Here is a 10,056-nt window from a genome sequence, read left to right as displayed (position 1 = left end):
TCGACTGAACGGGGTGGTGCGCGCATTCTTATGCACGTTCATCCGGGCCCCCAGAAAGACGCTGTTTGCTTCGCAACAACCAGCTTCCTCCGGTCGGCCCGGGTGAACAACCTCTATAGCAACGACAGCTAGCCGCGCTGTACCGCCGGTGTAGCCCTCGCTCCCGCCTCTGTGGCATGTCCCCCGATGCGCCGCAGCCAGTAAGCGCGGATCAGCGCGCATGCATAGGGGTCATCGGGCTGAAGTCCGCTCGAATCGATCCTGAACATGGGAGCCGAGCGTTTGGTCCAGCGCTTCGTCAAGCGACGATCGGGTGACGCGGCCTCGAAGCGCTGGCCGGTCTCCCCAGTCAAGGTCATCGAACTTTTGTCGATGTCGGCAATGTCGTGCCATGGGATCGGGGGCCCGTCGGTGCTTTTGTCCTCGAAGCCTTCGCTATTGAGGATGACGGGGGCGAGGGCTTTCGGCGGAATTCTCCAGATGCGCCAAATGTTGCCGAGCAGGACGAGGACGACAAGGAGAGTAAAGGCGATGCTGGCGATTGCGCCCCCGGTCAGGTGTCGGAAGTCCACCGACTTCAGGAACAGCGGCGGGATGAGCAGGAGGAAGAACCACTGATGGATCGTCCAGCCGAGCCGGTGCTTCGGCCGCCGCGAAATGACGATCTCTGGCATATCCAGATCGGCCGGCCGGCTCAGCTGTCCAATCCGACGGATCGCAAACAGGATTCCGTGCAGGGCCGCATAGACCAAGCCGAGCACGATCGGTCCCACGAACAGCAACAGTAACCACAGGTCATCAGGGTCATGGGTGACGACGTCATAGGCCATGGATAGCAACAACGAGGCAAACAGGAAGCAGGTGAAGCAGATCGCCAACCCTATGAAAGTATCGGCGATCCGTGCGCGCGCTACATTGTAGAAGCGAGGCGGGGTGGGTTTGAGCATGCCGCATAATTTGCCGCGCCGCGCGCAAGCCTGCAACCGGGCATTGCGCCGGGGCGGCTTAGCCCTCTTCCACGCTCGGCGGCCGGACAGATCTCAGGCCCGGCGTGCCGCCTGTTCGCGGATGCGGGCTTCGATCAGCGCCGCGATCTTCTCGGCCGGCATGCCGAGCATGAGGCCGGGGATGGTCACCGAGCGTTTCTCGGTGCCGAGCCGCACCGCCCAGTCCAGGAACGGCCGCTTCATCAGCGCCACGCCCCGCGGCGCGTCGAACTGGACCAGCAGCGCGTTGTCGCTGCGGCTGCCGATCGGGCGCGCGGTGGTGATTGCGTTCCAGGGTATCGCCCCGCGCCAGAGCCGCGGCGCGGCGATCCCCTGGGCGTCGAGATGGAGCAGCGCGTTGGAGCGCAGCAGGTTGCGCAGGCAGAGCAGGGCGGCCAGCACGAACAAGGCCACGCAGAACCAATAGAAGCCGAGGCTCCAGGGCTCCGAGGCCGGCGTCTCGATCGCCCAGAGGATGGTCTGCGGCGTGGCCGCGATCAAGGCGAGGCAGGTCACCACCTGGAACAGCCGGTCACCGGGCAGGGTGATCTTGTCCGCCCCGGCCGCGCGCGGCTTGCCGAAGCGGCTCCAGAATTGCGGCGTGAACAACGCCATCGCCAGCGCCGCGTAATAGGCGGCCAGCGAGAGCGTGGCATAAGGCGCCGCGAGACTCTTCGTCTCCGGCGCCTCGATGGTCAGCCAGACCATGCCGGCCACCATGGCCACCCGAATGGTGTCGCCGATATCCCAGCCGGAAAACACGCCGCGCCGGACCGTCCCCGTCGTCTCCCCCACTCCGGTCCCCCGCGCGCGCCTAAGCCCGCTTCTTCTTCGCCTTGGCGGTCAGATGCGGCGCCAGGTAATGCCCGGTATAGCTCCCGGGCGTCTGCGCCACCTGTTCCGGCGTGCCTTGCGCGACGATCTTGCCGCCCTTGTCGCCGCCCTCGGGCCCGAGATCGATGATCCAGTCCGCGGTCTTGATCACCTCGATATTGTGCTCGATCACCACCACGGTGTTACCCTGGTCCACCAGCTGGTGCACGACCTCCAGCAGCTTCCGCACATCCTCGAAATGCAAGCCCGTCGTCGGCTCGTCGAGGATGTAGAGCGTCTTGCCCGTCGCCCTTCGCGCGAGCTCCTTGGAGAGCTTCACCCGCTGCGCCTCGCCGCCCGACAAGGTGGTGGCCGCCTGGCCGATATGGATATAGCCGAGGCCGACCTGTTCCAGCATGGCGAGCTTGTCGCGGATCGGCGGCACCGCCTTGAAGAACTCGACGCCTTCCTCGACCGTCATGTCCAGCACGTCGGCGATCGACTTGCCCTTGAAATGAACTTCCAGCGTTTCCCGGTTGTAGCGCTTGCCCTTGCACTGGTCGCATTGCACATACACGTCGGGCAGGAAATGCATCTCGATCTTGATGACGCCGTCGCCCTCGCAGGCCTCGCAGCGCCCGCCCTTCACGTTGAAGGAGAACCGCCCCGGCTTGTAGCCACGCGCCTGCGCGTCCGGCAGCCCGGCGAACCAGTCGCGGATCGGCGTGAAGGCCCCGGTATAGGTCGCCGGGTTGGAGCGCGGCGTGCGCCCGATCGGCGACTGGTCGATGTCGATCACCTTGTCCAGATATTCCAGCCCCTCGATCCGCTCATGCGCGCCCGGATGGGTCCGCGCATCGTGCAGCCGTTTCGCCAGCGCGTTGTACAAGGTCTCGATGATCAAGGTCGACTTGCCGCCGCCGGAAACGCCGGTCACCGCGGTCATCACGCCCAGCGGAATCTCCACCGAGACATTCTTCAGGTTGTTGGCCTTGGCGCCGACGATCTTCAGCGACAGCGGATTGCCCTTGGCATCGGTCGAGCCCGCGCGCCGCACCTCCGGCACCGGGATCCCGCGGCTGCCGTTGAGATACTGCGCGGTCAGCGAATTGCCCGCCATCACCTGCTTGGGCGTGCCCTTGGCGACCACCTGGCCGCCATGCACGCCGGCGGCCGGTCCCATGTCGATCAGGTAATCGGCCTCGCGGATCGCATCCTCGTCATGCTCGACCACCAGCACCGTGTTGCCGAGATCGCGCAATCTCTTCAAGGTCGCCAGCAGCCGGTCGTTGTCCCGCTGATGGAGTCCGATGGAAGGCTCGTCCAGCACATAGAGCACACCGGTCAGCCCCGAACCGATCTGCGAGGCCAGGCGGATGCGCTGGCTCTCGCCGCCGCTCAAGGTCGCCGAAGCCCGGCTCAAGGTCAGGTATTCCAGCCCCACCGAGTTCAGGAATCCCAGCCGCTCGTTGATCTCCTTCAGGATCCGATAGGCGATGTCCTTCTGCTTCGGGCCGAGCTTGGCGTTCAGCGCGCCGAACCACTGGCCCGCCTGCAGGATCGAGAACTCGCTCACCTGCGCCACGTTCAAGCCATCGATCTTCACCGCCAGCGCCTCGGGCTTCAGCCGCTGCCCATTGCAGGCATCGCAAGGCGAGCTCGCCTGATAGCGCCCGAGCTCCTCGCGCATCCACGAGCTATCCGTCTCGCGGAAGCGCCGCTCCATATTGGTGATGACGCCTTCGAACGGCTTGGTGGTCTTGTAGCTCCGCGTGCCGTCGTCGAAGGTCAAGGTCACCGCCTCGTCGCCGGACCCGAACAGGATCACGTCACGGATTTTCTTCGGCAGGTCCTTCCAGGGCACGCCCAGGCTGAACTTGTAGTGCCGCGCCAGGCTGTCGATGGTCTGCTGGTAGTATTGGGAGGAGGAATGCGCCCAGGGCGCGATCGCCCCGTCGCGCAGGGTCTTCTTCTCATCCGGGATCACCAGCTCCGGGTCGAAATAGAGTTTCGAGCCCAGCCCGTCGCAGACCGGGCAGGCGCCGAACGGGTTGTTGAAGGAGAACAGCCGCGGCTCGATTTCATCAATAGTGAAGCCCGAAACCGGGCAGGCGAACTTGGCCGAGAACAGGATCCGCGGCTCGTATCCTACCCCATTTTTGTCACGGGGCGGCGTATCCGCGAAGTCGACGAACAGCAGCCCCTCGGCCAGCCCGAGCGCCGTCTCCACCGAATCCGCAATGCGCGTCTCTAATCCTGGTTTGACCGCCAGGCGATCGACCACGACCTCGATGTCATGCTTCAGCTTCTTGTTGAGGTTGGGGAAGTCGCCGATCTCGACGATCTTGCCGTTGACCCGCACCCGCTGGAAGCCGCGCTTCTGCAGCTCCAGGATCTCTCGTCTGTACTCGCCCTTCCGCCCGCGCACGATCGGCGCCAGCAGGTAGATGCGCGAACCCTCCGGCAGCGCCATGATCCGGTCGACCATCTGCGACACCGTCTGGCTCTCGATGGGGAGTCCGGTCGCGGGCGAGTAGGGGATGCCGATCCGCGCATAGAGCAGCCGCAGATAGTCATAGATCTCGGTCACCGTGCCGACGGTGGAGCGCGGGTTCTTCGAGGTGGTCTTCTGCTCGATGGAGATCGCCGGCGACAGGCCCTCGATCGAATCCACGTCGGGCTTCTGCATCAGCTCCAGGAACTGCCGCGCATAGGCCGAGAGCGATTCCACATAGCGCCGTTGCCCCTCGGCATAGATCGTGTCGAAGGCGAGCGAGGACTTCCCCGAGCCCGAAAGCCCGGTCAGCACCACCAGCGCGTCGCGCGGAATATCGACATCGACATTCTTCAGATTGTGCTCCCGCGCCCCCCGAACGGAGATCACGTGCCCCGCCTCCAAATTCCCCAAAGAATCCCGCTTTGTCGAGCCGTTAGCCATGTGTTTTCAACCGGAAAATCAAGATGTTACGGGGCGTGAGTGAGCCTCGCGCCGGGCCGCCACTATAGCCGCCCCGCCGCCGGATCAAAGCCCTTTGTTCTATGATCGTTCGGTGCTAAGTGTGCCTCCTGACAGGGGATGACAAGAGGCTTTTGGGCGTAGTCGGCGAAACCGAGCGACCCCTCACCCAACTCCCGTTAGGGGCGAGGGGGCGCCGTGGAACTGATCTTCAAAGAGAAGACCGTCAGTCGCAGCGGCAAAGAGAATCCCCTCTCCCCTCGTGGGAGAGGGCAAGGGTGAGGGGCCGAAAAGAAGAATCCCCTCTCCCCTTGCGGGAGAGGGTCGGGGTGAGGGGTCGAAGACTCTTAGCAACTATGCTCTAAAGCCCGCAGGAGACTCGAACCACCACAGCAAAAGACAAATCGGATAGAGGAAATCGAAAAATGGCAGGCAGCGTGAACAAGGTGATTCTGATCGGCAATCTCGGCCGCGATCCGGAGATCCGCACGACTCAGGACGGCACGAAGGTGGCGAATCTCTCGGTCGCGACATCGGAGAACTGGCGCGACAAGAATTCCGGCGAGCGCAAGGAAAAGACCGAATGGCACCGCGTCGTGGTGTTCAACGACCGCCTGGTGGACGTGATCGAGCGCTACCTGAAGAAGGGCGCCAAGGTCTATCTCGAGGGCGCGCTGCAGACCCGCAAATGGACCGACCAGAGCGGCCAGGAGAAATACACCACCGAGATCGTGCTGCAGCGCTACCGCGGCGAGCTCACCATGCTCGACGGGCGCAGCGGCGGCGGCGGCGGCGATGAAATGGCCGACGCGGGCGCCGGCGGCTACGGCGGTGGTTCCGGTGGCGGCTACGGCGGAGGCTCGGGCGGCGGATATGGCTCGGGTGGCGGCGGCGGTGGCTCCGGCGGCGGCCGAGGCGGCGGGGATCTGGACGACGATATTCCGTTCTGAGGGGCGCCTGCATCAATTACGGGACAGGCGCAGCGCCGAGCGGCGCCGCCTCGTCCTTAGCGTGACTGGAAATGCCAGTCTATGTAGTCGACACGAACTTGCTCAGCCACGAGCGGCTTCGAGCCTATCTCGCCGAATCGCCGCACAACTGCGTTGTGCTGACGGACTACCTCGCGCTTGAGGTAGCGCGCGCAAAACATCTAGCCAGTCATCTTAAAATTCTCGCGGACTTTCCGAAGCAGCTCATTCCTCTTCGTCCAACTGAACACAACCGCACTGTCGTGGGTACTCTCGACGAAATTCGAACGGGATTCGTTGACTGGTTGCGGGTTGGAAATAAGGGGAAAGCCTTCACCCTAGTTGAATCCGCAAAGTCTGGCGATGCGGAAGCAATATCCGAGCTCGCAAAGATTCAGTTGGAAGCCGAAATCAAGCATCGCGAATTGACCACGATGACATCAACCCTGCCTGAATTGTTCAGATTGGTGACAGCGACCTACAGTTCCAATGATTTGCGTGAACTTCGGCAGACAATGGGAGATGGAAGTGCAGGCTCGATGAGTCCTTCGCTGCAGCAACAGTTGACTACGAATATCTCAAGCGCAGCGGTTTCGCTTTTTCAGCAACACTGGGGTACGCAGCCCCTGATGTCCCAGTTGATCAACTTATTTATCTATCGATTCGCTGTTGCCGCGAACATTTGGTTGCTACGCATGATCTCTTTGGGTGGTCCGTTGCCCAGTCTTGAGACGCTGCGCAATGACACTTTTGATGTAAATTTCGCAACCTACGCAACTTACTTCGACGGCATCCTATCTGATGATAGAAGATTGTTGTTCACCTATCTAAACGCTAAGGAATGGATCAGCCGAGCAGAGACGTTTGATCCGATCATGCATGGTCCGATGGAAGCAAAACTCATTGCTGAGGGTCGTATCGGCGGCATACCGATCCTCGTGCCTGAGAAGCCGCGGTCAAAATAGGGCGCTGCGCGGCGATTGGCGATACAGAGGGGGAATTGCTCATGGCGCTGATGGGATACTCTGAGGCATTCTCAAGGCTCGGGTACAAACTGGAAGCTCCGCGCACGGATTGGAGTGCGGCAAATGAGCAGGGTGTCTGCATTTCGATTTGGCGCTCAGAAATGAAGTTCATCTCTGGTCTGCCTGAGCTGAATACGAAACGCGATGCAGGACCACTAGAACTTTGGTCGAGCAAGCCGGGCAACTCGAAGCGTAAGCAGCATCTATCGCTAGCAAAGAATCGCTTCGATAGTCGTCTTGATGTTGTCATCGTGGAAGGGACGCCGGGCGAAGGAGTTCAAGATGCGGCGCCCTGGCTGCCGAAAGAGCGAAAAGGCGCGACGTGGACACTCGTCTACTTCGAACCGGATACTGGCCACTTCCACGTGCGCGCTAAGCCTTCGACTTAGCTCCTTCCTTGGCCTCACACAGATCGATGATGCGTCGGGCTAGCTCGACAATATTAGAACACCGAAAGGAGACAAACCTATCTTGGCTTTCTTCGGATTTGCTTGGCCGAATGACAAATTTTGTGGGTGTGCTCCTCGCGATCTTCTGAAGTTGATCGAGTGGCACAAGCCATGTCGCCAGGAACTCAGTTATTTCGGGGTTGAATAGCGCACCAACCAAGTAGGCTTGACGAGCTTCCTTCAGGGTAGCCTTCCGAACTTCAAAGTGGATCGTATTTCCTGGTTTCTTCGTTCGAGCGCTCTTAAGAGCGGCGCGGCGGCATTTTAGTTGGACTGCGACTGAATTTCCGGTGATCTTGTCATAGAACAAGACATCGAGACCGTCGTCATCAGCCATGGGCTGGAACGGAGCGAGACGTCCTTCGCTTGCCTTCATGATCTCATTGATCAATAGATTTTCGCCGATCACACCGACTTGGGTCGAGGTTAGGCCCATTGTCACTCCCCCGAAGTTCGTTACTCGCGCTGATCTTCTTTGACCGCATCTTAACCGAAGGAAACCGAGCTCAAGCTGAATTAGGTCAGCCTCACCACCGACCTAGGATTCCGGGGACATAATACTTAACTGATGCCGTTCGTCGAACCTCGACGGCAACGACTGGTTCAGTCTATGTCTCGCGCTGGTGATGGAAGACCTGAGGAACCAGCCAGTGCTCCACCTAAGGCCGATGCGCGACAGCGAATACGCCGCCTATCTCGACTATTTCATTCCCGACTATGCCGCGGAGGTCGCCTCCACCTACGGCCTTTCCGTCGAGGACGCGCTGGCCCGGGTGAAGCAGGAAATCGCCGCCGACCTGCCGGACGGCATTCATACCAGCGGCCAGCGCCTGCTGTGCCTGGTCGAGCCGGCCGGGGATGCAGAAGCGGTGATCGGCTACCTCTGGTTCAAGCCCGACGCGGCGGCGCGTTCGGCCTTCATCAACGATTTCGAGATCCTGCCTTCCCACCGGGGCAAGGGACTTGGGAAGCAGGCCATGGCGCTTTTGGCCGCCGAGCTGAAGCGCCAGGGCTTCGAGCAGATCAAGCTCCGCGTGGCCGAGGACAACGCCCGCGCCCGGCACGTCTATGAAGCCACCGGCTTTCGGGTCACCGGGATCAACATGAGCAAGTCGCTGCTGTCGGAGTAACCGCGCCGCGCTGCTGCGCGCCGCGCCGCTACTTCTTCTTCAGCTTCTTCTCGACCTTCTTGCGCATCGGGCCGGCCGCCTTGATCGCCTTCTTGACCGCGGCGGGTGACTTGCCGGTCTTCTTCGCGACGTAGGCGACCTCGTAGCGCTCGCCGCCGGCAACCCGGATGCGGTCCGCCTTGCCACGCTTGGACTTGTCGTCTGCCATGGGATCCTCCCTCTCAGATTTTTCCTCTGGAAAATTCCGCACGATGGGAACTTGAGCTTAAGGCCGCGGCGGCGGCGACAGCAACCGGCAAGGCGCCGCAGGTCGATCTTCCTTTCCGGTTTCGCAGCGCCGAACCGCCCGGTTAACGCGCGCGCTGTCAGCTTGATGTGCTTGCGCCACGCCGCGCCGCGCCGATAGCATCCGGCCCGAAATTTGGCCCGAAGTTCGGCTGGGTGAATCGTCAAGCGGGGAAATCATGATTGCGAAGTCGAGTAAGGCGCGCGCCGTTGCGGCCGCGCTGTTGGCCTTTGTCGCGCTGCTGTTCGTGGCCGCGGCGCCGGGTTCCGCCGCCACCTACACGCTGGCCTATTCCGGCCAGGTGACCTCCGCCACCGGCATGTTCACCACGCTGGGCGTCGCCGCCGGCGATGCGGTCTCCGGCTCGGTGGGGCTGCCGAACCTGGATTTCTATTCCGACTTCGCGTCGCCCAGCGTGATCTCCCACACCTTCAGCCAGTTCCCGATGCCGAACCTGTTCGAGGTGACGCATGGCGTGTCGAAATACAGCTTCGACATCGGCGGCGCCGGCAACGTCGTCTCTCAGCTGCTCGGCAGCACCAGCAGCTCGCTGTCGCTGACCGCCTTCGGCCCGGTCACCAAGCTCTCGCTGTTCTACGAGACCCTGACCCCCAACGCGCCGCTGTTCAGCCTGGCCGGGCTGACCGACTGGGGCCAGGTGCCCGGCCTCTTCACCGGATCGATCGCCAGTCTGTTCGGTTCTTACGAGGTGACCGATCTCGGCAAGGTCACTTTCTCGATCAACCTGGCGCCGACGCCGGTCGCGACCACGCCGATCCCGGCCGCGCTGCCGCTGTTCGTCTCCGCCTTGGGCGGGCTCGGCTTGTTCGGCTGGCGCCGCCGCCGCGGGCAGCCGTCCGCCTAGAGCCCGCTTACCACCCGGTCTTCCAGCCCGCCGGCACCGTCACCCAGGCGCAGCGCGTCTCGTTCTCGACGCTCATCGTCGGCTCCGGCAGCTTCTCGGTGAAGCAGCCGCCGGCGATGCCGGTCAGGCCTTCGAATTCCGCCGAGCGCCAGGAGAGGGTGGTGCCGCACTTGCCGCAGAAGACGCGCTCCTGCCAGTTATCGGCGCCGCTGTTCGGCGCCTTGCCCGCGGGCGCGTAGGTGCGGAACGCACCGAGCGTCGCCGTCACGTCCGAATTCTTGAAATAGACCGACCAGCCGAAGGCCGAGCCGGTGCGCCGCTTGCAGTCGGCGCAGTGGCAGATCGCGTTGATCGCCGGCTCGCCCTTCACCTGGATCGCGCAGCCGCCGCAGCAGCATCTCGCTTCGCGTGTCATCGTCTCACTCTGTTGTTTGAATTCGCCGCAACCGCAGGTAACGTCAATTGTTGTGTGTCAGGAGGAAGAGGGTACTGACGCCCTGTGACTTGTTTTCGTGGGTGAAGACGGCGAACAGGATGCGGTCCATGGAGGTTCTATCCTGGAAAGTGCCCATCGGCCT

Annotated in this window: 11 protein-coding genes; 5 read left to right on the top strand and 6 right to left on the bottom strand. The window is 62.3% G+C overall.

Annotated elements, in window-relative coordinates:
* Positions 1 to 128: 128 nt before the first annotated feature.
* The 3 genes from ACH2CY_RS28265 to uvrA form a co-directional block, all read right to left on the bottom strand.
* A complete protein-coding gene (locus ACH2CY_RS28265; protein WP_395023388.1) occupies positions 129 to 947 on the bottom strand; it encodes a hypothetical protein in 819 nt (272 codons plus the stop codon).
* A 93-nt stretch (positions 948 to 1,040) separates the two neighbouring features.
* Positions 1,041 to 1,781: an STM3941 family protein gene (locus ACH2CY_RS28260; protein ID WP_395023387.1), complete on the bottom strand. Its 741-nt coding sequence runs from the start codon at positions 1,779 to 1,781 to the stop codon at positions 1,041 to 1,043.
* A 19-nt stretch (positions 1,782 to 1,800) separates the two neighbouring features.
* A complete protein-coding gene (gene uvrA / locus ACH2CY_RS28255; protein WP_395023385.1) occupies positions 1,801 to 4,737 on the bottom strand; it encodes an excinuclease ABC subunit UvrA in 2,937 nt (978 codons plus the stop codon).
* 443 nt (positions 4,738 to 5,180) lie between these two features.
* On the opposite strand from uvrA, the gene ssb reads away from it, so the two are divergent.
* From ssb to ACH2CY_RS28240, 3 genes are all read left to right on the top strand, one after another.
* The gene (ssb, locus tag ACH2CY_RS28250; protein WP_395023384.1) at positions 5,181 to 5,705 is read left to right on the top strand and encodes a single-stranded DNA-binding protein; all 525 of its coding nucleotides are present in this window, start codon (positions 5,181 to 5,183) and stop codon (positions 5,703 to 5,705) included.
* Positions 5,706 to 5,803: 98 nt separating this feature from the next.
* Positions 5,804 to 6,688, top strand: a complete 885-nt coding sequence (locus tag ACH2CY_RS28245) for a hypothetical protein (RefSeq protein ID WP_395023382.1) — start codon at positions 5,804 to 5,806, stop codon at positions 6,686 to 6,688.
* 41 nt (positions 6,689 to 6,729) lie between these two features.
* Entirely contained in the window at positions 6,730 to 7,137 is a 408-nt protein-coding gene (locus ACH2CY_RS28240) for a hypothetical protein (protein ID WP_395023381.1), read from the top strand.
* Here ACH2CY_RS28240 and ACH2CY_RS28235 read toward each other — a convergent pair.
* Positions 7,121 to 7,633 (bottom strand): hypothetical protein, encoded by a 513-nt coding sequence (locus ACH2CY_RS28235; protein ID WP_395023380.1) that lies wholly within the window; start codon positions 7,631 to 7,633, stop codon positions 7,121 to 7,123. The genes ACH2CY_RS28240 and ACH2CY_RS28235 overlap by 17 nt on opposite strands.
* 214 nt (positions 7,634 to 7,847) lie before the next feature.
* Between ACH2CY_RS28235 and ACH2CY_RS28230 the strand changes: the two genes are divergently transcribed.
* Positions 7,848 to 8,327 carry a GNAT family N-acetyltransferase gene (locus ACH2CY_RS28230; RefSeq protein ID WP_395023379.1) on the top strand — a complete coding sequence of 160 codons (480 nt, stop codon included), beginning with the start codon at positions 7,848 to 7,850 and terminating at the stop codon, positions 8,325 to 8,327.
* A 28-nt stretch (positions 8,328 to 8,355) separates the two neighbouring features.
* Here ACH2CY_RS28230 and ACH2CY_RS28225 read toward each other — a convergent pair whose 3' ends face one another.
* A complete protein-coding gene (locus ACH2CY_RS28225) occupies positions 8,356 to 8,535 on the bottom strand; it encodes a DUF3606 domain-containing protein (RefSeq protein WP_395023378.1) in 180 nt (59 codons plus the stop codon).
* Positions 8,536 to 8,791: 256 nt separating this feature from the next.
* Between ACH2CY_RS28225 and ACH2CY_RS28220 the strand changes: the two genes are divergently transcribed.
* Complete coding sequence (locus ACH2CY_RS28220) at positions 8,792 to 9,478, top strand: hypothetical protein (protein WP_395023377.1); 687 nt, start codon at positions 8,792 to 8,794, stop codon at positions 9,476 to 9,478.
* 7 nt (positions 9,479 to 9,485) lie between these two features.
* Here ACH2CY_RS28220 and ACH2CY_RS28215 read toward each other — a convergent pair whose 3' ends face one another.
* Positions 9,486 to 9,893 carry a GFA family protein gene (locus ACH2CY_RS28215; RefSeq protein ID WP_395023375.1) on the bottom strand — a complete coding sequence of 136 codons (408 nt, stop codon included), beginning with the start codon at positions 9,891 to 9,893 and terminating at the stop codon, positions 9,486 to 9,488.
* Positions 9,894 to 10,056 lie beyond the last annotated feature (163 nt).

The sequence above is a fragment of the Dongia sp. genome, assembly GCF_041905885.1.
In the GTDB taxonomy this organism is placed as follows: domain Bacteria; phylum Pseudomonadota; class Alphaproteobacteria; order Dongiales; family Dongiaceae; genus Dongia.
Note: the sequence above shows the minus strand (reverse complement) of the source record. Positions and strands in the feature narration are given on the sequence as shown.